Origin of the sequence: Streptomyces sp. NPDC058240 (assembly GCF_042882135.1) — a bacterium.
In the GTDB taxonomy this organism is placed as follows: Bacteria; Actinomycetota; Actinomycetes; order Streptomycetales; family Streptomycetaceae; genus Streptomyces.
In genome coordinates this window covers 13,789-39,965 of record NZ_JBHVWT010000023.1, presented here as the reverse complement: position 1 = coordinate 39,965, position 26,177 = coordinate 13,789, and the positions used below count along the sequence as shown (strand labels likewise).

Annotated in this window: 18 protein-coding genes and 1 pseudogene; 8 read left to right on the top strand and 11 right to left on the bottom strand. The window is 71.0% G+C overall.

From position 1 onward, the window contains the following. Window positions 1–536 precede the first annotated feature (536 nt). The gene (locus ACFVX4_RS28290) at window positions 537–2,207 is read left to right on the top strand and encodes an ABC-F family ATP-binding cassette domain-containing protein (RefSeq protein WP_389982113.1); all 1,671 of its coding nucleotides are present in this window, start codon (window positions 537–539) and stop codon (window positions 2,205–2,207) included. Between the two features lie 86 nt (window positions 2,208–2,293). Here the strand turns inward: ACFVX4_RS28290 and ACFVX4_RS28285 are convergent, their stop codons facing one another. Together ACFVX4_RS28285 and ACFVX4_RS28280 are read right to left on the bottom strand one after the other, a co-directional pair. Beyond that, a complete protein-coding gene (locus ACFVX4_RS28285; protein ID WP_389982110.1) occupies window positions 2,294–2,554 on the bottom strand; it encodes a DUF305 domain-containing protein in 261 nt (86 codons plus the stop codon). Window positions 2,555–2,596: 42 nt separating this feature from the next. Then, a complete protein-coding gene (locus tag ACFVX4_RS28280) occupies window positions 2,597–3,148 on the bottom strand; it encodes a DinB family protein (protein WP_389982107.1) in 552 nt (183 codons plus the stop codon). Window positions 3,149–3,208: 60 nt separating this feature from the next. Here ACFVX4_RS28280 and ACFVX4_RS28275 point away from each other — a divergent pair, with 60 nt between their 5' ends. Continuing rightward, window positions 3,209–4,192, top strand: a complete 984-nt coding sequence (locus ACFVX4_RS28275) for a helix-turn-helix transcriptional regulator (protein WP_389982234.1) — start codon at window positions 3,209–3,211, stop codon at window positions 4,190–4,192. On the opposite strand, the gene ACFVX4_RS28270 is transcribed toward ACFVX4_RS28275, so the two are convergent. Continuing rightward, window positions 4,077–6,194 carry a heavy metal translocating P-type ATPase gene (locus ACFVX4_RS28270; protein WP_389982105.1) on the bottom strand — a complete coding sequence of 706 codons (2,118 nt, stop codon included), beginning with the start codon at window positions 6,192–6,194 and terminating at the stop codon, window positions 4,077–4,079. The genes ACFVX4_RS28275 and ACFVX4_RS28270 overlap by 116 nt on opposite strands. Before the next feature lie 103 nt (window positions 6,195–6,297). Between ACFVX4_RS28270 and ACFVX4_RS28265 the strand changes: the two genes are divergently transcribed. After that, window positions 6,298–6,699, top strand: coding sequence for an ArsR/SmtB family transcription factor (locus ACFVX4_RS28265; protein WP_389982101.1), 402 nt, complete (start codon window positions 6,298–6,300; stop codon window positions 6,697–6,699). 16 nt (window positions 6,700–6,715) lie between these two features. Here the strand turns inward: ACFVX4_RS28265 and ACFVX4_RS28260 are convergent. After that, a pseudogene (locus ACFVX4_RS28260) lies at window positions 6,716–7,554 on the bottom strand (alpha/beta fold hydrolase). A gap of 57 nt (window positions 7,555–7,611) precedes the next feature. Between ACFVX4_RS28260 and ACFVX4_RS28255 the strand changes: the two are divergent. From ACFVX4_RS28255 to glpK, 3 genes are all read left to right on the top strand, one after another. Beyond that, window positions 7,612–8,085 (top strand): MarR family winged helix-turn-helix transcriptional regulator, encoded by a 474-nt coding sequence (locus ACFVX4_RS28255; RefSeq protein ID WP_389982098.1) that lies wholly within the window; start codon window positions 7,612–7,614, stop codon window positions 8,083–8,085. A 137-nt stretch (window positions 8,086–8,222) separates the two neighbouring features. Continuing rightward, complete coding sequence (locus ACFVX4_RS28250) at window positions 8,223–9,068, top strand: MIP/aquaporin family protein (RefSeq protein WP_389982095.1); 846 nt, start codon at window positions 8,223–8,225, stop codon at window positions 9,066–9,068. 47 nt (window positions 9,069–9,115) lie between these two features. Further along, on the top strand, window positions 9,116–10,633 hold the full coding sequence (gene glpK / locus ACFVX4_RS28245; RefSeq protein WP_389982092.1) for a glycerol kinase GlpK: 1,518 nt from the start codon (window positions 9,116–9,118) through the stop codon (window positions 10,631–10,633). Between the two features lie 60 nt (window positions 10,634–10,693). On the opposite strand, the gene ACFVX4_RS28240 is transcribed toward glpK, so the two are convergent. Genes ACFVX4_RS28240 through ACFVX4_RS28210 form a run of 7 tightly spaced genes read right to left on the bottom strand, consistent with a single transcriptional unit; the run spans window position 10,694 to window position 22,279 of the window. Beyond that, window positions 10,694–12,967, bottom strand: coding sequence for a M20/M25/M40 family metallo-hydrolase (locus tag ACFVX4_RS28240; RefSeq protein ID WP_389982089.1), 2,274 nt, complete (start codon window positions 12,965–12,967; stop codon window positions 10,694–10,696). Beyond that, a complete protein-coding gene (locus ACFVX4_RS28235; RefSeq protein WP_389982086.1) occupies window positions 12,964–14,718 on the bottom strand; it encodes an AMP-binding protein in 1,755 nt (584 codons plus the stop codon). Before ACFVX4_RS28235 ends, ACFVX4_RS28240 begins: the two co-directional genes overlap by 4 nt. Beyond that, entirely contained in the window at window positions 14,715–18,026 is a 3,312-nt protein-coding gene (locus ACFVX4_RS28230; RefSeq protein WP_389982083.1) for an amino acid adenylation domain-containing protein, read from the bottom strand. The genes ACFVX4_RS28235 and ACFVX4_RS28230 overlap by 4 nt, the downstream gene beginning before the upstream one ends. Next, the gene (locus tag ACFVX4_RS28225) at window positions 18,023–18,838 is read right to left on the bottom strand and encodes a class I SAM-dependent methyltransferase (RefSeq protein WP_389982080.1); all 816 of its coding nucleotides are present in this window, start codon (window positions 18,836–18,838) and stop codon (window positions 18,023–18,025) included. The genes ACFVX4_RS28230 and ACFVX4_RS28225 overlap by 4 nt, the downstream gene beginning before the upstream one ends. Window positions 18,839–18,849: 11 nt before the next feature. Continuing rightward, entirely contained in the window at window positions 18,850–19,923 is a 1,074-nt protein-coding gene (locus tag ACFVX4_RS28220; protein ID WP_389982077.1) for an ornithine cyclodeaminase family protein, read from the bottom strand. A gap of 59 nt (window positions 19,924–19,982) precedes the next feature. Then, window positions 19,983–21,209, bottom strand: coding sequence for an MFS transporter (locus ACFVX4_RS28215; protein WP_389982074.1), 1,227 nt, complete (start codon window positions 21,207–21,209; stop codon window positions 19,983–19,985). A gap of 2 nt (window positions 21,210–21,211) precedes the next feature. Continuing rightward, on the bottom strand, window positions 21,212–22,279 hold the full coding sequence (locus ACFVX4_RS28210; RefSeq protein ID WP_389982071.1) for a pyridoxal-phosphate dependent enzyme: 1,068 nt from the start codon (window positions 22,277–22,279) through the stop codon (window positions 21,212–21,214). A gap of 470 nt (window positions 22,280–22,749) precedes the next feature. Here ACFVX4_RS28210 and ACFVX4_RS28205 point away from each other — a divergent pair, with 470 nt between their 5' ends. Together ACFVX4_RS28205 and ACFVX4_RS28200 are read left to right on the top strand one after the other, a co-directional pair. Further along, the gene (locus ACFVX4_RS28205; RefSeq protein WP_389982068.1) at window positions 22,750–24,783 is read left to right on the top strand and encodes a transglycosylase domain-containing protein; all 2,034 of its coding nucleotides are present in this window, start codon (window positions 22,750–22,752) and stop codon (window positions 24,781–24,783) included. After that, window positions 24,780–26,078 (top strand): hypothetical protein, encoded by a 1,299-nt coding sequence (locus tag ACFVX4_RS28200; RefSeq protein ID WP_389982065.1) that lies wholly within the window; start codon window positions 24,780–24,782, stop codon window positions 26,076–26,078. Before ACFVX4_RS28205 ends, ACFVX4_RS28200 begins: the two co-directional genes overlap by 4 nt. Window positions 26,079–26,177: the final 99 nt, after the last annotated feature.

Sequence of the window (26,177 nt, the reverse complement as noted above, 5' to 3'; positions counted from 1 at the left end):
CCTCACATCGAACGGTCCGCTTTCCTTGCGCGGAAAGGGAACCGAATTGCACGGTGCGACACCCGAGGGCTCGAACGTGACTCGCGCCACGAAATACCAAAAGGGGCATATCGCCCCACGCTCGAAAGTCACAATTGCGCCAAATGACCCTTTATCGGCCAAAAGGTCAACCGCCTTGGATCGCTCATACAGGACGTACGCGTCGTCGTCCGAGGCCCACGCCCGGGCCCCCACCCGAAACCGGGAGGCATTGCCATCGCTCCTCCCCGTGGTTATGGTTTTGATGTCCTGTTGTCTCCGATAGAGGTGGACGTTGCGCATCTGAGGTTCGCGAACATCGCGCCGTACGGCACAGCCCGTACGCCCGTCACGCTGTAGCAGTGCTCCGCGCTGCCCGTGACCCCGCGTGGATGCGACCTCGGTGCATGAGCCGTCCCTCTGTCTTCCGGACGCCGCACCTTTCTCTGCTGCTCGGTCGCCGCGTGGTGCTCGCATACGAAGCCCCCATCACCACGCTTGCGAATGCGAGGAACACCATGGCGACACCCACCACCCCCCACGCCTCCCTCACCTGCTCGGCCCTGTCCTTCCGGTGGCCGGACGGCACGACGGTCTTCGACGGACTCTCGTTCAGCATCGGCCGGGGCCGCATCGGTCTCGTCGGCACCAACGGCGCGGGCAAGTCCACACTGCTGCGGCTGCTCGCCGGTCGACTGCGCCCGTCCCAGGGTTCGGTGACCGTGGGCGGCAGCCTCGCCCACCTTCCACAGAACATCACCCTCGACACGACACTGCGGGTGGACCAGGCCCTGGGCATCGCCGAACGGCGCGACGCGCTGCGTGCCATCGAGGCCGGCGATGTCGACGAGAAGCACTTCGAGACGATCGGCAACGACTGGGACGTGGAGGAAAGGGCCCTGGCGACACTGGGCTCACTCGGACTCGGCGGCGTCGAACTGGACCGCACCGTCGGCCAGTTGTCCGGCGGGGAGACCGTCCTGCTGCGCCTGGCAGCGCTGCTGCTGGAGCGTCCCGATGTCCTCCTCCTGGACGAGCCCACCAACAACCTCGACATGTTCGCGCGCCGGAGGCTCTACGAGGCCGTCGACTCCTGGCGCTCGGGCGTACTGGTCGTGGTCAGCCATGACCGCGAACTGCTGGAGCGCGTGGACCGCATCGCCGAACTGCGCGCCGGGTCCGTGAACTGGTACGGCGGTGGCTGGTCCGCGTACCAGGAGGCCGTGGCCACCGAACAGGAGGCCGCCGGACGGATGTTGCGGGCCGCGGAGGCCGATGTGCGCCGCCAGAAACGCGAGTTGGAGGAGACCCAGGTGAAACTGGCCCGGCGCCAGAGGACCGGCAGGAAGATCGAGGCCGAGGGGAGCCTCCCGAAGATCCTGGCCGGCCGCCGCAAGCGGTCCGCGCAGGAGTCGGCGGGCAAACTTCGAGGCGTCCACGAGGCGCGGCTCGGCGAGGCACGCGAGCGCCGGGAGGAGGCCGCGGACGCGATCCGCGACGATGCCGAGATCCGCGTGAGCCTTCCCCACACGGCGGTGCCCGCCGGACGCAGCGTGTTGAACCTGCACGAGTTGCGCCCCCGGTTCGGCAGGCTGCGCGAGGGCAGTCTCCGGGTGCAGGGACCCGAGCGGATCGCGCTCGTCGGTCGCAACGGCGCCGGGAAGACGACCCTGCTGCGCACGATCACCGGTGAGCTGGCCCCCTTGTCCGGCGAGGCCAGGACCTTCGTGCCGACGCGGTTCCTTCCGCAGCGGCTCGACGTGCTGGACGAGGAGCTGAGCGTCGCGGCGAACGTGGCCCGCATGGCGCCCGGGGTCACCGACAACCACATCCGTGCCCAGCTCGCGCGCTTCCTGTTCCGGGGGAAGCGCGCGGAGCAGCCGGCGGGCACGCTGTCGGGCGGCGAACGCTTCCGCGCCGCCCTCGCGGCGACGATGCTCGCCGCACCGGCCCCGCAGCTGCTGATGATGGACGAACCGACCAACAACCTCGACATCGCCAGCGCGCGGCAGCTGACCGGTGCGCTGGAGTCCTACGAGGGCGCACTGCTGATCGCCAGTCACGATCTGCCGTTCCTCGAATCGGTCGGCATCACCCGGTGGCTGCTGGTCGCGGAGGAGCTCCGGGAGACCACCGCACAGGAGGTGGGCGATCTGCTGGCGACGCCGGAGCACGCGAGCCCGGCCTGATCCGGACGAGAGGCCCGAGGGGGTGCGGGCCTTCGCATGACGTCATCCGGACCGCCATGCGAGGGAGGCCCGCACCCCTGCCGGGATCAGAGCCTGTCGATGATCTTGTTCATCTGCTCGATCTCTGCGGTCTGAGCCGTGACGACAACGCCGGCGAGCTTCTTCGCGTCGGCGTTGTCGCCGTTCTTCTGCTCGTCCTCGGCCATGGTGACCGCGCCCCGGTGGTGGCCGATCATGAGCTGGGCGAACTTCTTGTCGAAGTCCCTGCCCTTGGCGGCCGCCAGGTCGCCCATGTCCTTGCCGGACATCATTCCGGGCATTCCCGAACCGTCCGAGCCGTGGTCCATCCCGGGCATGTCACCGGTGGCGGCCGTCCGGCGGACGCGGTGTCACCGCGGCGGGTCCTCTCCTACGAGACCGTCCACCGACTCCCGGATGAGGTCGGCGTGGCCGATGTGACGGGCGTACTCCTCGATCATGTCGATCAGGACGCGCCGCAGACTCGGGGACTCGCCGCTGGATGTGGTGTACCGGCCGATGTGCCCCGGGCCGCCGTCCGCCAGCGCCTCGGCGACCATGGCGCGGGAGCGCTCCACGGCACCCCGCCAGAGCACCATCAGTTGCTCGGGGGTGTCCTCGGCGGCCGTTCGCCACTCCCAGTCGGGATCGGAGTCCCAGTCCACCGCGTCCCACGGAGCCCCCGGCTTCCGCGCGAGCAGCAACCGGGCGAAATGCGTGTCCTCGACACAGGCCAGGTGCTTGAGCAGCCCGCCCAGGGAGACCGTCGACGTGCCGAGCGTCGCTCGCAGACCGGCTGCGTCCAATCCCCCGCACTTCCACGCCAGGGTCGCGCGCTGGCGCTCCAGCGAACCGAGGAGGGTGGCGGTTTCGTCGCCCGCGAGCGGAGGTTCCGGAGAGACCGACTCGTTGTTCTCACTCATGGCGAGGAGAGTACAGTCCATTGCGGACGTTCTACTTCCGGAATGGGGACCGATCTGCCGATGGTGCACGACGCGAGCCCGACCGCGCGGGCGCTCCTGGCTCTTGAGCTGATCCAGGACGGCCCAGGAATCACTGCCGACCGGCTGGCGGACCGGCTCGGCGTCTCCGCACGGGCGGCCCGCCGGTACGTCGGCATCCTGCGGGAGGCCGGTGTCCCGGTCGAGTCCGTGCGGGGCCCTTACGGGGGCTACCGCGTCGGCCGGGGTCTTCGGGTTCCGCCCCTGATGTTCACCACCCCCGAGGCCCTCGGGCTCGTGATGGCCGTGCTGGAGCGGCATCGGGACGCGGCCGGCACCGCCGAGAACCCGGTGGAGAGCGCGCTCGGCAAGATCATCCGTGTGCTGCCGGAGCCGGTCGCCGAGCCGGCCCAGGCCGTCCGGAGAGTGAGCGCACCGGTTCCGGACTCCGGCGCCACGAGCCCCAGCCCCGAGACCACGGCCCTGCTCGTCCAGTCCTGCGCCGCGGGCCGCCGACTGCGGCTCGGATACCGGTCGGGTCCGGGGGCGGAACGGACGATGGAGGTCGATCCGTGGGCCGTCGTCGTACGTCGTTCCCGCTGGTATCTGCTGTGCTGGTCGCACCCGAAGAACGCCAGACGCGTCCTCCGGGTGGACCGCGTCGCCACCGTCGACGTGCTCGGGGAGACGTGCGCGCCTCCGGCCGGTCTCGACCCGGTACGGACGCTGGAGGAGCACCTCTCCGAAGGCTGGAAGTACGAGGTGGAGGTCGTCATCGACGCCCCCGTGGCCGAGGTCGCTCAATGGCTGCCGCGCAGCCTGGGGCGCTTGGAGGAAGCGGACCCGGACCGCACCCGCCTCGTCGCCACCACGGACGAACCGGACTGGTACGCCGAACAGCTCATGGCGGTCAGGGCGGCGTTCCGCATCGTCGGGCCGCCCGAACTGCGGGAAGCCGCCCGCGTTCTCGGCGAGCGGTTCCTGCGGGCCGGCACCCTGCCGCCCGAAGGGGACCACGAGGGCTGAGCGCCGGTCGCCCGCCGGGGGGGCAGCGGTGGCCTGCGGCGCGCGTCCAGGCGGCTTCCCGCAGCAGGCGCAGGCCGTTGAGGCCGACGATGACGGTGGAGCCCTCGTGCCCGGCGACGCCCAGCGGGAGCGGCAGCGTGCCGACCAGGTCCCAGACGACGAGGCCGGTGATGAAGACGGCCGCGATCACCAGGTTCTGCACGACGAGTCGGCGGCACCGGCGCGAGAGCGCCACGGCGGTGGGGATGGTGGCGAGTTCGTCGCGGACGACGACGGCGTCGGCGGTCTCCAGGGCGAGGTCGGAGCCGGCCCCGCCCATGGCGATGCCCGTGTGGGCCGCGGCCAGTGCCGGGGCGTCGTTCACGCCGTCCCCGACCACGAGCACCCTCCGCCCGGCGCTCTCCATCTCCTTGACCGCGTCCACCTTGTCCTGCGGCAGCAGTCCGGCCCGGATGGCGCCGATCCCGGCGTCGGCGCCCAGGCGGGCGGCGGCGCGCGGGTTGTCCCCGGTGATCAGCACCGGCGTGCTGCCGGTGAGTTCGGTGAGGCGGGCGACGGTGGTCCGGGCATCGGTGCGCAGCCGGTCGGCGATGCCCAGGACGCCGACGGGCATGCCCTCGCGTACGACCAGCGCGACGGTACGGCCGGCCTCCTCCAGCCGAGCGGCGAGCTCGGCGGCCGCTCCGTCGGCGCCGGTCCGGGCGGCCGGCAGGCGGGCCGGGCTGCCGACGGCGACCACCTGGCCGTCCACGGTGGCGGTGACGCCGGTGCCCGGGGCGGAACTGAAGTCCTCCGCCGGGGGCAGGGCGAGACCGCGTGTCCGGGCGGCTTCGGTGACGGCGCGTGCGAGGGGGTGTTCGCTGGGGTGCTCGACCGCCGCCGCCAGGGTGAGCAGGGCGTCCTCGGTCAGGTCCGAGGAGGCGAGCGGACGGATGTCGGTGACACGCGGGGTGCCCTCGGTCAGGGTGCCGGTCTTGTCGAGTGCCACGGCGTCGATCCGGCCGAGGCGCTCCATCACCACGGCGGACTTGATGAGCACCCCGTGCCGTCCGGCGTTGGCGATCGCGGACAGCAGCGGCGGCATCGTGGCCAGGACCACGGCGCACGGCGATGCCACGATCATGAAGGTCATAGCCCGGAGCAGTGTGGGCTGAAGTGCCGCGCCGAAGGCCAGGGGCAGGGCGAACAGGGCGACGGTGGCGGCCACCATGCCGATCGAGTACCGCTGTTCGACCTTCTCGATGAACAGCTGGGTGGGGGCCTTCGTCCCGGAGGCCTCCTCGACCATGGCGACGATGCGGGCGATCACCGAATCGGACGGGTCGCGCTCCACCGCCACCCGTAGCGCCCCGGTGCCGTTCAGGGTTCCCGCGAAGACCTCGTCGCCGGGCTCCTTGGGCACCGGCAGCGGCTCGCCGGTGATGGTTGCCTGGTCCACCTCGCTCGCCCCGTCGAGGACCCGGCCGTCGGCCCCGACACGCTCGCCGGGACGTACCAGGATCACGTCCTCGACCTTCAGCTCCTCGGTGGGCACGGCCTCTTCGGCGCCTGCGTGGCCGAGGCGGGTGGCCGTGGCGGGTGCGAGGTCGAGCAGTCCGCGTACCGAGTCGGCCGTCCGCGCGGTGGCGAAGGCCTCCAGAGCGCCCGAGGTGGCGAAGATGACGATCAGCAGCGCGCCGTCCAGCACCTGCCCGATCGCCGCAGCGCCGAGGGCCGCGACGACCATCAGCAGGTCGACGTCCAGCGTCTTCGCCCCGAGCGCCTTCAGGCCTTCCCGGCCCGGCTCCCAGCCGCCCGTGAGGTACGTGAGCGCGTACAGCGGGCCCCACGTCCACCACGGGGCGCCGAGCAGGTGCAGGGGCAGCGCAGCCAGGAACAGCACCAGCGCGGCCGCGGCCCAGCGGGCCTCCGGGAGAGCCAGGATCCGGGTGCGCCGCTCGGCCGCGACCGCGCCCCGGACCGGACCGGCGGACGGGGCCGGGCGGGTGACGGTGGAAGACATGGGGTGGTGGTCCTTCACGCGAGAAGGCGGAGTGGTTCGACCCCCACACCATACAGGATCACATGAACACGCATTCATGTATGCATCTCCGTAGGATGAGGACATGGGCCACGGAGTTGACGCGAAGACCGCTGCCACCGCGCGCGAGCGCCTCGACGCGGTGGGGGCCACCGAGGTGGCGTCCACCCTGCAGGCCCTCGCCACCCCGTCCCGGCTGCGCATTCTCGCCCGCCTCCAGGAGGGCCCCTGTCCCGCGACGGAACTCGCCGAGGCGGTCGGCATGGAGCAGTCCGCCTGCTCCCACCAGTTGAGGCTGCTGCGCAACCTCGGCCTCGTCACCGGCGAGCGCCGGGGCCGCTCGGTGATCTACGCGCTGTACGACAACCACGTGGCCGAACTCCTCGACCAGGCCCTCTTCCACGTCGAGCACCTGCGGCTCGGCCTCCACGACGCCCCGGCGGAGGGAGTCGCGGGGGCCGATGACACGGTGGCCGCCCTGCGCTGAACCCCGGGACCACCCGTCAGACGGCGCCGCCCTCCCGGGCGGACACGGCCGTCAGGAATTCCCCGAGGATCTCGCCGAAGGCATCCGGCCGTTCCATGTGGGGATAGTGCGCCGTCCCCTCGACGATTGCCTCGCGCCCGTCGGCGACCGTCCGTGCGAGGCGCCGGGTCATGGCGAGGTGATCGTCCGAATCGATGCCACCCGCGATGGCCAGCACCGGGACGTCGATCTTCGCCGCCCGCGCCCAGGTGTCGGAGACGGGCACGAGCCGGTCGGGTTCGTCCGCGGTGTGCTTGGCCAGAGTCCGCTCGGTCATCGCGCGCAGGCGTCGCACCACAGCGCCGTCGACGTCGTCGAGCGTGCGGTGCGGCCCCGCCGCGAAGAGCATGAAGGCGTCGATCCATCCCTCGATGTCACCGGCGGCCAGGGAGCGGGCCTGCTCGGCCAGGACCTGGCGGGACCAGGGGTCGTGGAACTCGGGCTCACTCGTCCCCGCCCCGCTGACGACCAGCGCACGTACCAGATCAGGGTGTTCGAGCGCGGTGTCGAGCGCGGTGGCCCCGCCCATCGACACTCCGACCAGGACCGCTGGGCCGGCGTCGAGATGACGCAGCAGGGCGGCCAGGTCGTCCGTGTGCCGGAAGGGCCTGCTCGCGTTGGACGATCCGCCGTGCCCGCGGGCGTCCGGCACGATCACTCGGTGATCCCGCGCGAGCTCCGGCACCTGGTCGTCCCACATCCCGTGGTCCAGGAATCCGCCGTGCAGCAGCACCATGGCGGGCCCTCCCCGGTGTCGCGGTGGACGAGGCGGCCGTCGTCGGTTTCGAAGAATTCCAGCTCGGAGGCAGCATTCATGACAACCAAGGTGCCATCTGCTCCCCATATTGACAACCAAGGTGTCATGATGGCCGCATGACCGACACCGATCCGCCCCTGGCACCCGAGGAACTGGCCCACCGGCTCACGGAGGTCTTCGCCCTGGTCGGCCCGCTCTACCGGCGTGTGCAACGCAAGGTGGAACAGGCCGCACCGATCGAGGGCCTGTCCGTCGGCGTGCGTGCCGTACTGGATCTGCTGCGTGAAAACGGACCCATGACGGTCCCGCAGATGGGCCGGGCACAGGCGCTGAGCCGACAGTTCGTGCAGCGCATGGTCAACGACGCCGCGGCCCGGCAACTGGTCGAGATCGTTCCCAACCCGGCCCATCAGCGGTCGTCCCTGGTCCGGCTGACCGAGGGCGGCAGGGCGGCGATCACCGCGGCCCTCACCCGCGAGCAGTCCCTGCTGCGCCAGGTGGACGGGGATCTGACCGACGCCGATGTGACGGCCTGCGTACGGGTGCTCGGCAGGATGCTGGACCTCTTCGACAACGTCGACGTGGACTGAGACCGCGCAGGGCTCCGGCTCCGGCGCGTGCGGAAACGGCGCGTCCGCCACCGAGTGCGGAACCAATTTCCGCCATTTACGCTCAGATGTGGATCTATGCCGCCAGGAGTCGTTGATCGACAGGAAGCGAGACCCCTATGGAGCGGCTCAAGAAGTCCGGAATCGTCGGGGAACTCTCGGCGGAGTTTCTCGGCACGATGATTCTGATCCTCTTCGGCTGCGGTGTCGTGGCCCAGGTCGTGGCCGGCGGTGCGCTCACCGATCCGGCGGGCGGCCTCGGAAATCACGACAGCATCGCCTGGGCGTGGGGTCTCGGAGTCACTCTGGGCGTCTATGTGGCGGCCAGACTGAGCGGAGCCCATCTCAATCCGGCGGTGACTCTCTCGCTCGCCGCTTTCAAGGACTTCCCCTGGAAGAAGGTGGCGCCCTACTCCCTCGCGCAGCTCGCGGGGGCGTTCGTCGCGGCACTGCTGGTTCGCTGGAATTACACGGAGGCGCTGGCGAAGGCGGACCCCGGGCACACGATCAAGACGCAGTTCGTGTTCTCCACTCTGCCCGCCAACGGAAACCCCGCGCTTCCGGTCCACGAATGGGGGGCGTTCCGGGACCAGGTCATCGGCACCGCCATCCTCGTACTGCTGATCTTCGCGGTCACGGATCTCCTCAACACCCCGCCGGGCTCCAATCTCGGCCCTTTCATCGTGGGCCTCATCGTGGTGGCCATCGGCATGGCGTTCGGGACCAATGCCGGGTACGCGATCAATCCGGCCCGTGACTTCGGCCCCCGTCTCGCGAGCTTCCTGACCGGCTACGGAGGGGCGTGGCGCGATCAGTACGGGAACTTCTACTTCTGGGTGCCGATCGTGGGACCGCTCGTCGGCGGCCCGCTGGGAGCATTCGCCTACAAGATCTTCATCAGCCGCTTCCTGCCCACGGCCGAACCGGAGCCGGAGGGCAGCATCCCGCTACCGCCGGAGAAGTGACGCCCGGTTTCCATCAACGGGCCCGGACTCAGGAGAGGCAGCATGCTATGGCGGACTTCATCGGCGCAGTGGACCAAGGCACCACCAGCAGCCGCTTCATGATCTTCGATCACGGCGGAAACGAAGTGGCCAGACACCAGTTGGAGCACGAGCAGATCCTGCCCCGGTCGGGCTGGGTGGAGCACGATCCGGTGGAGATCTGGGAACGCACCAACTCGGTGATGCAGACCGCTCTGCGCACCGGTGGTCTGAGCGCTACCGATCTCGCCGCCATCGGGATCACCAACCAACGCGAGACGACCGTCGTCTGGGACCCACGCACCGGCCGTCCGTACTGCAACGCCATCGTGTGGCAGGACACCCGCACCGACTCGATCGCCAAGGCCCTGGAGAACGAGGGGCACGGCGAGGTCATCAGGCGCAAGTCGGGACTCCCTCCGGCCACTTACTTCTCCGGCGGGAAGATCAAGTGGATCCTCGACAATGTCGACGGGGTCCGCGCCGCCGCGGAGCAGGGGCACGCGGTGTTCGGGAACACGGACTGCTGGGTGCTGTGGAACCTCACCGGCGGACCCGACGGCGGTATCCACGCCACGGACGTGACCAACGCCAGCCGGACGATGCTGATGGATCTGGAGACGCTCGACTGGGACGACGAGCTGCTGGACATCTTCGGCATCCCCCGGGCGATGCTCCCGGTCATCCGGCCCTCCTCCGACGCGGAGGCGTACGGCCGCACGCGCACGTCCCGGCCGCTGCGCGCCGCGATCCCGATCACCGGGGTGCTCGGCGACCAGCAGGCGGCCACGGTGGGACAGGTGTGCTTCGAGCCGGGCGAGGCGAAGAACACGTACGGTACCGGCAACTTCCTCGTGCTCAACACCGGGACGGAACTGATCCGGTCGAAGCACGGCCTGCTCACCACCGTCGCCTACCAATTCGGGCAGAGTCCGCCGGTCTACGCCCTGGAGGGCTCCATCGCGGTCACCGGGTCCGCGGTGCAGTGGCTGCGGGACCAGATGAAGATCATCACGAACGCGAGCGAGAGCGAACACCTCGCCCGGACCGTCGAGGACAACGGCGGGATGTACTTCGTGCCGGCCTTCTCGGGTCTCTTCGCACCGTACTGGCGCTCGGACGCCCGGGGCGCCATCGTCGGCCTGGCCCGCTACAACACCAACGGCCATCTGGCGAGGGCCACTCTGGAGGCCATCTGCTACCAGAGCCGGGACGTGGTGGAGGCGATGGAACAGGACTCCGGCGTCCACCTCGACGTGCTCAAGGTCGACGGCGGGGTCACGGCCAACGACCTCTGCATGCAGATCCAGGCGGATGTGCTCGGAGTCCCCGTCAGCCGCCCGGTCGTCGCCGAGACGACCGCGCTCGGTGCCGCCTACGCCGCCGGGCTGGCCACCGGATTCTGGCAGGACCAGGGCGAGTTGCGAGAACACTGGCAGGAGTCGAAGCGCTGGGAACCGCAGTGGAGCGAGGACCAGCGGGCGGAGGGGTACGCGAACTGGAAGCGGGCCGTGGAACGCACCCTGGACTGGGTCAGCGTGGGATGACGGTCCGACGCACCGCGCGGGCGTGCATGCCTGGGCACGCCCGCGCGGTGCGTCAGGGACTCAGGCGTCGGTCCGCAGCCCGGCCAGGAGTTGGTAGACGGTCTCGGTGCCCTGCCGCAGTGCTTCGACGCCGATGTGTTCGTCGGTGCCGTGCATGCGCTTGAGCATGTCCCGGTTCACGGTGAACGGATACATGCCGTACACGGGTACGTTCTGTTCCCGGAACGGCACCGCGCTGGTGACCGCCTCGAACTGGCAGGCGGTGGCCCGCACTCCGGGATGGGTCCGACGTACGGCGCTCTGCCAGGCGCGGAAGACGTCCGTGTCGTAGTCGGAGTCGGGCGTGGCCAGATAGCCGCGCAGCCGGTCCAGGGCCTGTTGCTCGGTCTCACCGGGGTTGCCGACGACACTCAGCGTCGCCCGGTTGCCGATCAGCGAGCGCAATTCGGCGACGATGCGTCCGGGGTCCTCGGCCCCCGGCAGGAAGGCGGCCCGGAACTCCGCGGTCGCCGTGCCGGGCACGATGCTCGGGTAGTAGCCGGACTGGGCGGCCGTGAAGGCGAGCGTGGTCCGCAGCATCGCGTTGTGCAGCTCCGGGGTCTCGCTGAGCCGCACCACCGCTTCCCCCGCTCTGTCCCGCTGCCGGTCCGTGCGGGCGCCGAGCATCTCCCGGAGAGCCTTGGCGAAGGGCCGGTCGGTGGTGGCCTCGGCCAGTTCGGCGAAGTACCGCCGGGACAGTGCGTTCGGGCGGATGTGTGCACGCCACTGCCCGAGCTGGTCGAGCACCTCGCCCAGCCGGATCACCGCCTGTCCGCTGAACGGCTTGGACGTGTGGGTGGCGTACGAGGCCGTCTCCAGGCGCAGCAGCAGGGAGCGCTTGTCGTTGCAGGTGAGCGAGGCGATCATGGGCGTGGTGCCGTCGCGCTGGTCGAGTACCCAGCCGCCCTCGGTGATGACCGCACCCGCCGCCACCTTGCCGGGGTGTTCCGTGAGGAACCAGCGCACGCCGTAGGGGCCCTGTTCCTCGTCGCAGTCGGACCAGAAGACGATGTCGCGGTCGAAGGCCGCTCCCTCGCGGACATGGCGCAGCAGAGCGGCGACGAAGGCGGCGTTGACGCCCTTCATGTCCAGCGAGCCGCGGCCGTACAGCTTGCCGTCCCTGATCTCGCCGGCGAAGGGGTCCGTCTCCCACGTGTCGCCGATGGCGGGCACCACGTCGGAGTGGCCGAGCAGGACCAGGGGCTTCTTCGTGCCCGGTCCGCTGCCGGGGACGCGGGCGAAGAAGTGGACGTTGCCGTCCTTCGGAGTGGGCACGATCTCGGTGCCGACCCCGGCGGCCCGGAAGATGCCCTGGAGCATCCGGGCGAGCGGCAGGGTGACCGCGCCATCGCCGGGGTTGCTGGTGTTCTGGCGGATCATGGCGACGGCGAGGCCCACGGGATCGGTGGGATCGCCGTCGAAGGAGACGCCGCCCGTCGCCGTCGCCGCGTCGGCCCGCGCTGCGGGTGCCGACGAGGCCACCGCGCCGAGGCCCATCACCGTGGCCGCGACGGCTGTCGCCCCGGCACCGAGCACGGAGCGCCGTGACGGCCGGGTTCCGGGGAGTCCGTCGAGGCATGCGGAGATGACCGCGGCCGGGTTCTCCTGGTGGGCGTAGTGGCCGCCCTCGACGGACATCAGGGTGCAGTCGCCCCGGGTCCACTCGGCCCAGCGGCGCACGGTGACCTCGGGCACGTGCGGGTCGTCGGTGGCCCACACCGCGCGCAGCTCGACCTGCGGAACGGCTCCGAGGCGGCCGTCGTACCCGGCGGCCAGCCGCAGATCGGCGATGACGGGAGGCAGCAGCACCTCCTCGAACTCGGGGTCCGCCAGCAGCTCCGGGTCGGTCAGTCCGGTCCCGGCGACGAAGGCACGGGCGTCCTCGACGGTCACTTCCTCGCCGCGGCCGTGGAAGTCGCCGGGGCACTGTCCGGCCACGGCGCACAGCCGTGCGACGGGCACCCCGGAGTCGAGCAGCCTGCGGCAGGTCTCGTACGCCAGCAGGGCACCGAGGCTGACCCCGATCAGCACCAGCCGCCGCCCGCCCCGCAGTTCACGGATCCCGGCCGCCGTCGCGTCGGCGTAGGCGGCCATGTCGGTGACGGGCTCCTCGTCGACGCGGGTGCCGCGACCCGGCGGTGCGACGAGGGCAAGGGTCGTGTCCTCGGGAAGCCGGCCGCGCCAGCTCGCGAACGTGGAGCCGTGGGCGCCGGTGGGTGCGAAGCAGACGGCGAGGGTGCCGGTGGCGGCGCCCTGCGGCTGCTCGCCCGGCACGGTCAGCCATGGGACGTTCATATCTGCTCCTCCTGCTGGATGTCGCGGCACAGGGCGGCGATCGCGGTGACGGTGGGTGCGCCGAGGATGCGGCGCAGCGGCACCCGGCGGCCCGCCGTCGTCGCCAGCCGGTTGGCGAGCCGTACGGCGAGCAGGGAGTGGCCTCCGGCGTCGAAGAAGTTCTGGTCCGCCGACGCGGGCGGGGCGCCGAGCAGTTCCTGCCAGAGCGCGGCGACGGCGGTCTCGGTGGCGTCGGACGGGGTGAATCCGGCCGCCCGTTCCTGCCCGATGCCTGCCACGAGTGTGCGCAGGGCGGTGCGGTCCAGCTTGCCGTTGGTGCTGCGCGGGAGCTGCGGGACCTGCTGGATGCGGGCGGGCAGCATGTAGTCGGGCAGCCGGTCGCGCAGATGGGCGCGCAGTGCGGCGGCGCCGGTCTCCTCGTCTGCGGTGACGCAGGCGACGATGCGTGTCTCGCCGTCCTCGTTCTCCGCGTAGGCCCCCGCGTCGGTGACGTCCGGTGCCTTGCGCAGGGTGGCCTCGATCTCCTCCAGCTCGACGCGATAGCCGCGCACCTTGATCTGATTGTCGGCGCGGCCGGTGATCTCCATCACGGAGTCGGGGAGTTGGCGGCCCCGGTCACCGGTGCGGTAGTGCCGGACCCCGGCGTCGTCGGTGATGAAGCGGTCCTCGTCGTCGCCGCCGACATAGCCGAGGGCCAGTGGCGTTCCGGAGACCCACACCTCGCCGCCCACACCGGTCGGCAGCCGTCGGCCGAGCCGGTCGCGGACCGAGAGCGAGGCGCCCGCCACGGGGCTGCCGACGGGGACGCGTTCGGCGTCGGCGGGCAGTCGGGCGGTGTCGTACGCGGCGACGTTGGAGGCGGTCTCGGTCATGCCGTACAGGTTGAGCAGGGTGGCGTCGGGCCAGACCTCGCGGAAGCGCAGGACGGTGTCCACGGGCAGGGTGTCGGCGCCGCTGGTGACCAGAACCGGCCGGTGCCCGCCGGGGCGATCGGCGCTCTCCTCCAGCAGCCCGGCGATGAGCTGCGGGGTCAGGAAGAGATGGGTGATCCGTTCCTGCTCGACGGCGGCGGCGAAGAGCGCCGGATCGAGGAGTTCGTCGGTGGCGAGCACGACGGACGGGACACCCTTGAGCAGTCCGCCCAGCAGCTCCCAGGGCGAGGCGACCAGCGCCAGGGACTTCTGGACGGCGAGCACCGCGTTCTCCGGGAACGGGTGGTCCTGCCACATCCACTCCAGCCGGCCCCGGACCGAACGGCGGCTGATGCGTACGCCCTTGGGGTTTCCGGTCGTACCCGAGGTGTAGACGATGTGGAACAGGGCGTCCTCGTCGGGCTCCTGCTCGGGGGCCTGGTGCAGCGGGCCCTCGGCGAGGGGCGCCAGGGTGACGCGCGGCGCGTCCAGGGTGGGGAACTGGTCGAGTCCGGGCTCGGCCAGCACGCAGTGCGGTCCGGTCTCCTCCACCATCCGGCGCTGCCGTCGCACGGGTATCGCGGGGTCCAGCCCGAGGTAGGCGGCGCCGGTCTTCAGTACGGCGAGGACTCCGGCGACGGCGGCGGGGCCGCGCTGGGCGGCGAGTGCCACCAGCGAGCCGGGACCGGTGCCCTTGGCGGTGAGCCGGGCGGCCAGCCGGCCGCTCCATTCGTCGAGTTCGCGGTAGGTGACGGTGGTGCCGGTGTGGCGCAGGGCGACGGCCCGGGGGTGGGCCGCCACCTGCTCGGCGAAGCGTTCCAGCAGGGTCGGCGTGTTCATCGGTGATCGTCTCCGGGCAGCAGATCGAGGGAACGAACGGTGGTGTGCTCGGCGCGCTCCGGGTCGGTGAGGGCCCGCAGCGCGATCAGTGTGGATTCCAGTACGTTGCGGGCGGCCGGCGCGTCGAGCAGCTCCTGCTGGTAGGCGTACTGGAGCAGCAGGCCGCCGGGGCCGTGCGGCTGTACGTACAGGGCGCAGTCGTACTTGGTGTAGCCGGTGTCCAGTTCGACGAAACGGAACCGGACGTCCGACGCGGTGGTGGCGCGCGCCGGGTAGGGCAGCATGTTGAGCATGGTCTGGAAGACCGGGGTCGCCGATGCGCTCCGCGAGGCGGCCGGAAGCCGCCGCAGCGTCCAGCCGAAGGGGTGCTCGGCGGCGGCGTAGGCGTCGTACACCGTCTCCCGCACCTGTGCGGTGAACTCCGCGAGGGTGGCGGCCGGGTCGATGTCCAGGCGCAGTGGCAGCATGGCGAGCATGAAGGCGGGCACGTCGGCGGTCTCCGGCCGCTCCCGCCCCGCCATCGGGGCGCCGATGATCACGTCGTCGGCGTCGCTGTAGTAGCTCAGGGCCAGGGCGTAGGCGGCCAGCAGCGGTACGAAGGCGGTGGCGGAGGCGGCCAGCGCGGTGTCGCGCAGCCGCCGGGACAGTTGCTCGTCGAGGACCGCCTCGGTGATCTCACCCCGGTAGGCGGGTGTGGCGGGCCGCTGTTTCTGGGCGATCCGGAGTGCCGGGAGGTCGCCCGCGAGGCGGCGCAGCCAGTACTCCCCCGCCTCGGCCACCTCCTCGGTGGCCAGCCGCTCCGCCAAGTGGTCGAGATAGCGGTCGTAGCGGGTGGCACGTTCGGGGTCGGGCCCGGCGGGGCGCTGTTCGTAGAGTTCGGCCAGCCGCTGGAACAGCACGGTCGCTCCCCAGCCGTCGAGGAGCAGTTCGTGCATGGTGACCAGGAGTCGGTGCTGTCCGCCGGGCAGCCGGAACAGCCCGGTCCGCAGGGCCGGTTCGGTGAGGAGGTCGAAGGGCCTGGCCGCCTCTTCGGCGGCCACCGTGCGGAATGCCTCCGCGGTGATGTCCCGGGCGCTTGCGGGCAGCGGCACCTCCCAGTGCGGGTAGTGGTGCACCACCTCGTGCCCCGCTTCCCGCCCGTCCGCCTCGTCGGTCTCGGCGAACCGGGCGAGGAGCAGCGGATTCTCGGCGAGCAGCAGCTGCCAGGCCCGTGCCAGCCGTGCCACGTCGAGGGGCCCGTCGAGTTCCAGGGAGCCCTGGTAGCTGTAGTAGGGGCTGAGCGGGTCGAGCCGCCAGTGGAAGTAGACCCCGGCCTGCTGCGGGGTGAGCGGCCGGGTACGGGGCGCGTCGTCCCGTGCCGTCGCCGGGCGGGCAGCGGTCGCGGGCCGCTGGTCGTGGCCGAGGGCGGCGAGCGCGGCGGGGCTGCCGTCGCGCAGCACGTCACGCAGACCGGCCGCCGATCCGGTCTCGCGCAGGGCGGCGACCAGCCGCATGGCGAGCAGCGAGTCGCCGCCCAGTTCCAGGAACCTGTCGTTCCTGCCGACCCGTCCGGTGCCGAGGAGCCCGGCGACGACCGCCGCGATGGCGGTCTCCGCCTCGCCCCGCGGTGGGGTGTACGGGCGGGTGTCGGGGCGGCTGCGGCGCGGTGGTGCGGGCAGGGCCTTGTAGTCCGTCTTGCCGTTGCGGGTGAGCGGGAGCCTGGGCAGGACGACGAAGGTGTGCGGCACCATGGGGGCGGGAAGCCGGTCGCTCAGATGGGCGCGCAGCGATGCCTCCGCCGGCTCGTCGCCGGAGGCGGTGACGTAGGCGACCAGCCGGGGCGGCTGCGCGGCCGCCGGGGTGTGGGCGCTCTCCCGGACGACCAGGGCTCCGGTGTCGTCGGGGGTGTGGACGGTGACGGCGCAGGCGGCGATTCCGGGGTGGCCGCCGAGTACCGCCTCGATCTCGGCGAGCTCCATGCGTACGCCGCCGACCTTCACCTGCCGGTCCACCCGGCCCAGGTACTCCAGTTGGCCGTCCGGCAGTACGCGTACGGCGTCCCCGGTGCGGTAGAGGCGTCCGCCGTCGGCGCCGAAGGGGTCGGTGAAGAAGGCGAGCGCGGTACGCTCCGGGTCACCGAGGTACCCGCGTCCCACGACGAGTCCCCCGACGAACAGCTCCCCCGTCTCCCCGTGCGCACAGGCGTGCCACTGCCCGTTCTCCTCGCGCAGTACGTACAGTTCGGCGTTGCCGATGGGCGAGCCGATCGGCAGATGGCGTACTCCGGCGGCCGGAGGGCCGAGTTCGGCATGGGTGACGTCGTCCGAGCACTCGGTGGGGCCGTACGCGTTGAGCAGCCGGATCCCCGGCAGGGTGTCGTGCCACCGCCGGGCCAGCGCCGGTGGCAGTTCCTCGCCGGTGGCGATCATCCAGCGCAGCGCGCCGGGCCGGATTCCCGCGGTCTCCTGGGCGTCGAGCAGGAAGCGGATCAGTGTGGGCACGGTCTCCAGCACCGTGGTTCCGCGTCCGCGCAGCTCCTCCAGCAGCAGGGTGCCGTCCTGCGCCTGCTCGTCGGCGAAGATCTGTACCCGGCCGCCGACGAGCAGCGGGGCGAGCATCTGCCAGACGGAGATGTCGAAGCTCAGCGGTGCGGTCTGGGCCAGCCGGTCGTCCGCGGTCAGCCCGAGGTCGTCGATCTTGGCCCGGAGGTGGTTGAGCATCCCCCGGTGCTCGACGATCGCGGCCTTGGGGCGGCCGGTCGACCCCGAGGTGTAGAGGACGTAGCGCACCTCGTCGGGGGCCGGCGGCAGGGTCCGGGTGTACGGAGGGTCCGCCGGTCGCGGTGTCGTGGTGGGTACGCCGGCCGCACGGGCGCCCTTGACCAGTTCCCCGCTGTCCGCCGGTGCGCCGGTGGTCAGCATCAGTGCCGCGCCGCTGTCGGTGAGCAGGGATTCGACGCGTGCGGCGGGCCAGCTCGCGTCGACCGGCAGGTAGACGGCGCCGAGCAGCTCCAGGGCGAGGAAGGCCACGACGACGTCGGCGCCGCGCCGGCCGCCGACCGCGACGATCTGCCCGTCCCGGATCCCGGCAGCCGCCAGCTGCGCCGCGGTGCGACGCATCAGGTCGGCCAGCCGGCCGTATCCGAGGGACACTTCGCCGTCCTCGATCGCGGTCCGGTCGGGGTGTGCGGCCGCGAACCGCTCGACGTGGGCGTGGACTGCTTCGCCCAGCTCGTACGGTTCATGGCGGGTGAGTGCCGCGGCGACGGCGCTCTCCCGCGCCCCTTCCGCCAGCGGGAGCCGCGGGTAGTGCTCGGGCAGGCCGATCACCGGGCCGTCCGCTTCTCGGCGACGACCAGCAGGTACTCGACGGGCACGCCCGTGCCGCGTTCGTCCGTGGTGTGGAATCCCTCGGTCATCTCGACCATTTCCGCTCGCAGTTCCTTCCATCGCGAGGGCGGCGAGATGGTGTTTCTCGCCGCGATGCAGGGGCCGAAGCAGTTCTCGAAGAAGGTCACCAGGTCCTCGGCCGCGGCGAACGGGTAGAAGAGTTCCCGCCGTTCGGACGTGATCGTGAATTCGGGGCCGAGGAGTTCGGCGAGGTAGTCCGGTGAGCCCCACAGCATGGGCTGTCCCTGATGGCCATTGGGCGAGGGGAAGTAGGCGGAGAGGATCTCCTGGAAGTGCGCGGTCCAGCTGCGTGCCGTCCAGTTGCACATGCCGATCCGGCCGCCCGGCCGCAGCACCCGGGAGATCTCCCCGCCCGACGCGGCGTGGTCGGGCGCGAACTGGATTCCGTAGGTGGAGGTCACCAGGTCGAACGAGGCGTCGGCGAAGGGGAGTTCCTGGGCGTCGCCGCGGCGCAGTTCCACCTCGACACCGGCCTGTGCGAACCGTTCGCGTGCGTCGGGGAAGAACTCGTCGGTCAGGTCGAGTCCGGTGACGAGGCAGCCGCGCAGGGCGGACAGCAGCGCGACGTTGCCGTTGCCGGTGGCGACGTCGAGATGGGCGGTGTCCGACGCGGGGGCGAGCCGGTCGACCAGCTCGACGGCGCCCGGTCGCAGCAGATCGGCGACGTGCCGGTACTCGCCGTACGACCACATGGTGCGGTTGATCTCCTGGATGTTCTGATCGATCGTCATGCGGATCCCCCTCAGAGCGTGAGCCGGGCGCCGAGACCGGCGGCTTCGGCGCGGGCGTGGATGCGGTCCGCCACGGCGACGTCGAGGATCGACATCCCGAACGGGTTGCTGATCACGATCTCGTCCTGGTCGCGGCGGCCCGGGTGCCGCCCGGCGAGCACATCGCCGAGCGTGCCGTCGACGCGGCGGGCCCCGGGCCGGGCGGTCACTCCTTGCCGCGGGGTGCCGTCGGGGCCGAGCAGGGTGCCCGCCCGGTGCATCCGGCCGAGCAGCCGTCGCGGATCGTCACGGACCAGGCTCCAGTCGTCGACGATCACCGTGCCGGCCGAGAGCACGGCCGCCTCGGTGAGGTCGTCCAGCGAGACATGGCAGACGAGCGCGCCGGGCCGCAGCCAGTCCGGTTCGATGTACCCCTGGGTCACCGTGGTGACGGGCACGACGAGTTCGGCGTCCCGCACCGCCTCGCGCGGCGCGTCGGCGACCACCGTCTCGATGTCCGCCGCACCGGGCAGCGAGGCGATGTGGTGGGCGACGGACTTCGCGCGGTCGGGCGCCACGTCGTACAGCGTGATGCGGCGCAGGGTGGGGACGGTGCGCAGCAGCAGCGCGATGTGTGCCTGCGCGAGGGCGCCGCAGCCGAGGAGTGCCAGCCCGCGCGGTTCTGCCACCGCCAGATGGCGCACCGCGAGCGCGGTCACCGCAGCGGTGCGCATCGCGCTGATGTAGGCGGCCTCCATCAGGGCGAGGGGTCGGGCGGTCTCCGGGTCGAGGAGCAGGGTGAAGCCCTGGGAGCGGGGTATGCCGCGCCCCGGGTTGCCGATCGAGGCGTTGATGGTCTTCATGCCGACGACCGGCGGCCGCCCCTCCTGGGCGAGGGCGCCGGGCATGGCCAGCAGCCTGGCCGAGTCGCCCTGCGGGGTGGTCCAGCCGAGATAGGCCTCCTCGGGAAGGACGGACTGTCCGGCGGAGTGCAGCCTGAGCGCCTCGGCCACCGCCGCCACGATGTCCACGTCGCGGGCTGCCTCGATGACGTCCGCGCGGGTCAGATAGCGGAAGTGGCTGTCGGGGTATTGCTCGAAGTCCATGACGGGCGGGGCTCCTTGGAGAGTGGGTCGGTTGCGGTGGGGACGGTGCGGGGGCGGGTTCAGTCGCCGGTGGCGTGCGCTGCGCGGAGCATCGCGAAGGGGACGAGCGCGCCGAGCAGCAGTACGCAGGCGAGCGCGATCCAGCCGGCCGTGCCGAGGGCGAGGACGACGCCGGTCATCAGCACCGGGCCCGCGACCCGGTTGGCCACCGTGCGGCTGGTGTTGAACAGCACCAGATAGGCGCTGCGCGCCTCTTCCGGTGCCAGGTCGAAGGAGAGGGTCCACGAGGCACCGACCTGGAGCAGTTCGGCGAACGTCAGAAGGACGACGGCCGCGCCGAGCACCAGCAGCGCCTCCCGGGCCCCGAAGCCGGGCGCGGCGGCGAAGGCCAGGGCGCCCCCGCTCAGCAGCAGTGCCGCGGCCGCGTACGAGAACCATGCCCGGCGCGTGGTGCTGTAGCAGCGGTTGAGCGGGTACTGGAGGGCGATGCACAGCACGGTGTTGACTGCGTACAGGATGCCGACATAGCGCTCCGGTACGTCCGTCTCGGTGACGAGCCAGAGCGGGAAGGCCACGTTGAGCACCGGCATCCAGAGCGACACCAGCGCGTTGTACGCGGTGAAGCCCAGCAGTCGGCGGTCCTTGAGCAGATCCGCCACCCGGGCGCTCCCCACCGCCGTCACGGCTTCCTCCCGCCGCGCGGTGGCGTACACCGCGGCCACCGCCACATAGGCGAGTGCGCCACCGATCAGCAGCGGCCGGAAGGCTCCCGGCGCGCCGGAACCCAGGGCGACTCCGGCGATCAGCCCGCCCAGGCTGATGCCGAGGTTGACGACGGTGCGCTGCACGGCCATGACCTTCGCGCGCAGGCTCTCCGGGGCGCGTGCCCCGACGTACGACTGGACCAGTGGGGGTGAGGACTGCTCGGTGACGGCGATGACGGCGACCACGAGGAGAAAGCTCCACCAGCCGTCCACCCAGAGGTAGCCGACGGTGGCCAGTGCGCGCAGCAGCATCACACCGATCAGCACCGGCTTCGGCCCGAACCGTCCGGCCAGCCGGGCGATGGGCACGGCGGTGGCGATGGCGACGGCCCCGCCGATGGTCAGGCCGGTACCGACGGACGAGGTGCTGAGATGGGCGACCTTGACGAAGTAGATGGTCGAGACGGCGAGGAAGAGGCCCGTTCCGGTCCATTCGATCAGCGTGGCGCCCTGCACCAGCGGCAGGAACTGCCGGGGGCCGGGGCGCGTCCGCTGCCGGTCAAGGGTGGTGCTGGTGCCCATGTTCAGTGCTCCTGGTGCTTCCGGTCGAAGAAGAGTCCTTCGCTGCGCAGTCGTGCCACGGCGGAGGTGATCTCCTTGGCTACACCCTGTTCGGTCGCCCAGTCGTCGGAGTAGAGGGTGTCGCGGTACTTGGCGCCGCCGTCCGCGGCCAGGCAGACCACGAGGCGGCCGTCCGGCCCGGCCTCTTCCTGGTCGCTCAGCATCGCTCGCACGGCGCAACCGCTGGAGCCGCCGAGTGCGAGCCCGACGTCCTCGGCGATGATCCGGCAGACGGCTATCGCCTCGATGTCGTCGACGTGCACCGCGCGGTCGTAGCTGTGCGGTGCCCTCAGGAAGACGGACGGCCGACTTGCTCCGATGCCCGGGACCAGACGTCGTCCGGCGCTGCCCGAGACGGCCAGTGAGCCGCGTACGTCCACGGCGACCGCGGCGACGTCGGGCCGGTGCTCGCGCAGATGGGCGCCGATGCCCGCGAGGGTGCCGCCGGTGGAGACCGGTACGTACACCGCGGCGAGATCCGGTCCCGCCTGCTCGGTGAGTTCGGGACCGGTGATGCGCCGGTGGATGTCGGGCGCGGCCCAGTTCTCGTACTGGTCGGGCCAGCGGTATCCGGGGTTGTCCGCGCACAGCTCGCGCACCCGGCGCAGCCGGCTCAGCAGGTAGCCGCCCAGACCGTCGGGTTCATCGACGACGATCACCCGGGCTCCGCTGTCGGCGAGCCTGCGGCGGGTGGCGTGCGGGGTCTTGAGGTCGACCACGGCGAGGAAGTCGCAGCCGACCGTCGGCAGCAGCCGGGCCAGGGCGAGGCCCAGGTTGCCCGAGGTGGATTCCACCACCACCGTTCCCGGGGTGAGCGGCCGTTCGTCGTGCAGCGCCCGCAGCAGTCCGACGGCGCTGCGGTCCTTCACCGATCCGGTGGGGCCGTGTTCTTCGAGCTTCAGTCCCAGACGCCGCACCCGACCCCGGTGGGCGACGTCCAGGCGGAGTAAGGGAGTTGTACGGAGGGCCCGTGCCAGGACGGGTTTGACACGCGACACTGCTTCCCCCTGTGCGATGCGTCGTTTGACCATGGCGATGGATCGACCGGCCGGCCCAGCTGCGCGCCCTCAGACCTTAGGCAAATGGGCCCCGGTGCCACCATGTCCCTGTCGTACGGCGCGGGTCGGTGTTGGCCGGAACAACGCTTGACGCTTCCTCCTGCCCGTCCGCCGGCCGCTGCCGGACCCGGTGAAGGTGCGGAAACAGTCCGGTGTTCCGGTGGGCTCGGGCGAATAGGGAGAAACGAATTGGCCGGTTCGATGCCGGTCCGCCCGTACTGCCCGGCGGTCGCCGGGCGGGCTCGATGACGAGGAGAGCCGACCGGCACGACCTCTCCCGACGGCCTGTTATCTTTACGTGACTTCGCAACAGAACTCTCGGTCATGCTTTGGCCTTTGCTGCGGAGAGTCGACGTGCCGGCGTGTGGCGGCGGACGCTCAATGACCACTGCACGGGCGCGGTCGCGATCTGCGGCCGGCCCGGCCTGTCATGGCTGGACGGAATGACACAGCACAACATTTTCAGCAGGACGGCGCGGGCCGCACGGACGGTGCTGGTCCCGGGAACGGGGCGCCGGAAACAGACGAAGCGCCCATTCGCCCGCCTGCCACGCAGACCGGACTATCCACGCGCGGGCCGGCGCGGCTGGCGAAGATGGGTGCCCTCCTGGCGGCTGGTCCTCGGCTCGGTCCTGATGTTCACCGCGACACTGGCGACCGTGGTGGGGGTCGCCTACGCCCGCACGGACATACCCGAGGACCTCAACGCCTTCGCCACCCAGCAGGACACCGTCTACTACTGGGCCGATGGCACACCGATGGCCCGGACCGGCTGGGTGAGCCGCCAGGAGATGCCCCTGTCGAAGATCCCCGACCACGTCCGATGGGCCGTACTGGCGGCGGAGAACGCCAACTTCTACTCCGACCACGGCATATCGACGCAAGGGATCACCCGCGCGCTGTGGCGTACGGTCGGCGACGGGGACACCCAGGGCGGGTCCACCATCACCCAGCAGTACGTCAAGAACGTCTACCTGACGCAGGACCAGTCCTTCTCGCGGAAGTTCACCGAGATGCTGCTGGCGGTCAAGCTGGACAGCCGCCTGAGCAAGGACAAGATCCTCCAGGAGTATCTGAACACCAGCTGGTTCGGCCGTGGCACCTACGGTCTCCAGCGTGCCTCGCAGGCCTACTACGGCAAGGAGGTCACCCAGCTCAACGCCAGCGAGGGCGCGTTCCTCGCCTCCCTGCTCAAGGGGGCCTCGCTGTACGACCCGGCCGTCAACCCCCAGAACCGGAAGCGAGCCGTCGCACGGTGGCGGTGGACGCTGGACCGCATGGTGGAGATCGGCAAACTGAGCCCGGCCGAACGAGCCACGTACACCACCTTTCCCGACCCGAAGCCCCCGCACCGGCCGAACAGCGCGGGCGGGCAGGACGGCTATCTCGTCCAGCTCGCCGAGTCGTACGCCAAGCGGGTCGGGCACATCTCCGACGCGCGCTTCGACCTCGGCGGCTACCAGATCTACACGACGTTCGAGAAGCCGCGGATGACGGCCCTCACCCGGGCCGTCCGTGACGCGCGCGGCGCGCTCGACCCCGAGCAGCGCAAGGCCGACCGGTTCGTCCGCTTCGGTGCCGCGTCCGTCGCCCCGGACGGCCGGATCCTCGCGGTGTACGGCGGACCGGACTACGAGCGGCAGGCGTTCAACGAATCCAACGCGGGCACCGTCCCGGCCGGTTCGGCGTTCACCCCCTTCGTCTACGCCGCCGGCCTGCAGCACGGTGTGTCGCACCAGCGCAACGGTCCGCGTTCCACCGTCGTACCCTCGACCATGTACGACGGCGATGACGACATCCCGGTGATGACACCCGAAGGCCCCTACTGGGACCGCAGCGGGAAGATGGTCAAGGGCAACAACGACGGCGACATCTCCCACGGCCGCATCAGCCTGCACGACGCCATGGCGAAGTCCGTGAACTCCCCCTTCCTCCAACTCGGCATGGACGCGGGCCTGCAGCAGGTCCGCAGTACGGCCGAGGCGTCGGGACTGCTCCCTTCCAGCTTCGGCCCGCCCGTTCCGGCGTTCGCGATGGGCAACTCCACGCCCAGCGCCATCCGGATGGCCGACGCGTACGGAACGTTCGCGGCCCACGGCGTGCACATGGATCCGTACTCGGTCCGCAAGGTCACCCGCAACGGCGAGCCGGTCCGGCTCGACCTGCCGCGGCCGAGGCGCGCCGTACGGACCGATGTCGCCGACGAGGTCACCGCATCGCTCAACCGGCCGGGCGGCAGGAACGGTGTCGTGCCCCCCACTCCGGTCGCCGTCAAGACCGGAACCACCGAGGACGACACCGCGCGCTGGTTCGTCGGATACGGCCCGGCAGCGTCCACCGCCGTCGTCGTCTACCGCATGGACCTGACGAAGAGCCTCGCGCCACTGCCGCTCAAGGGGCTGGCCGGGGGCCCGGCCGACGACGGAAAGCTCCCGGCCCAGATCTGGAACACATACACGGAAGCCATGACGAAGTGACAGATACCAGAGCCAAGTCCACCGTCCGCCGAATACGGGCCCGCCTCACGCCCCGCATCGTCCTGGGGCTCGCGGTATGTCTTGTGGTGTCGGGTTCCGCGGCGCTCGTCCCGCTGCTGTCCGACAACGCCTCGGACGACCGGACCCCGCAGCAGGGCACGCGCACCGTCGCCGCGCCGAAGCCGACCGCCCGGGAGCACCCCAAGGGCGGAGGGAGCGCGGAGAAGGGCTGGGACGGAAAGGTCAAGATCCTCGGAGACGGCTCCACGTCCTACACCGGGCCGCAGCCGGAGCAGTTGAAGGCCGAGCGGCTCAAGCCCGGTGAGCGGCCGCCCCAGTTCGTGGTGTTCTCCTGGGACGGCGCGCTGGAGGGCGACGACCACATGTTCTCGCGCTTCCGTCGTGCGGCGAAGGAGAGCAATGCCCACATGACGTTCTTCCTCACCGGCATCTACCTCCTCCCGAAGGAGAAGCGGGACCTCTACCAGCCGCCCCAGCACAAGGCCGGAGCCGCCGCGATCTCCTACCCGACGCGCGAGCACATCCGGATGACGCTGGAGCAGCTCGGCGAGGCCTGGCGGGAGGGCAACGAGATCGGGTCCCATTTCAACGGCCACTTCTGCGAAAAGAAGGGCGGCGGGGACTGGAGCAAGGACGAGTGGATCAGCGAGATCGGCCAGTTCTACTCCTTCGTGCAGAACTGGAAGACGAACACCGGCTTCAAGGACCTCGATCCGCTCCCCTTCGACCCCACCCGTGAGGTCGTCGGCGGGCGTGCGCCCTGTCTGGAGGGCCAGAAGACCCTGCTGCCGGCCACCAAGCCGTTCGGCTGGCGCTACGACGCGAGCTCCCCGGGCGACTTCCAGATCTGGCCGTCCAAGAAGAACGGCGTCTGGGACCTCCCGTTGCAGATGCTGCCGTTCCCCGGCAAGGACTTCCAGGTGCTGTCCATGGACTTCAACTTCCTCTACAACCAGTCCGAGGGCAGCACCGAGGGCGACCCCACGAAGTACGAAACATGGCGCAAGGAGGCCCGGAACGCGTACGTCGCGGGCTTCGAGCGGGTCTTCCACGGCAGCCGCGCGCCGCTGTTCATCGGGAACCACTTCGAGGACTGGAACGGCGGGATCTACATGGACGCCGCCGAGGACACGATGCGCGAGGTCTGCCCCCGCAAGGAGGTCCGCTGTGTGTCCTTCCGCGAGCTGACCGACTGGCTCGACGCGCAGGACCCGAAGGTCCTCGCGCAGTGGCGGACGCTCGACCCCGCCCAGCCACCGAGCTGGAAGCAGTAGGCGGCGGAATCGGGGGGGGGGGGGGGGGGAAGAGAGGGACGGCTTCCGTGCGGGAGGAGCCTGTTTGTTGGGAGGGAACGCACCCTGTTTCCCTTGGGT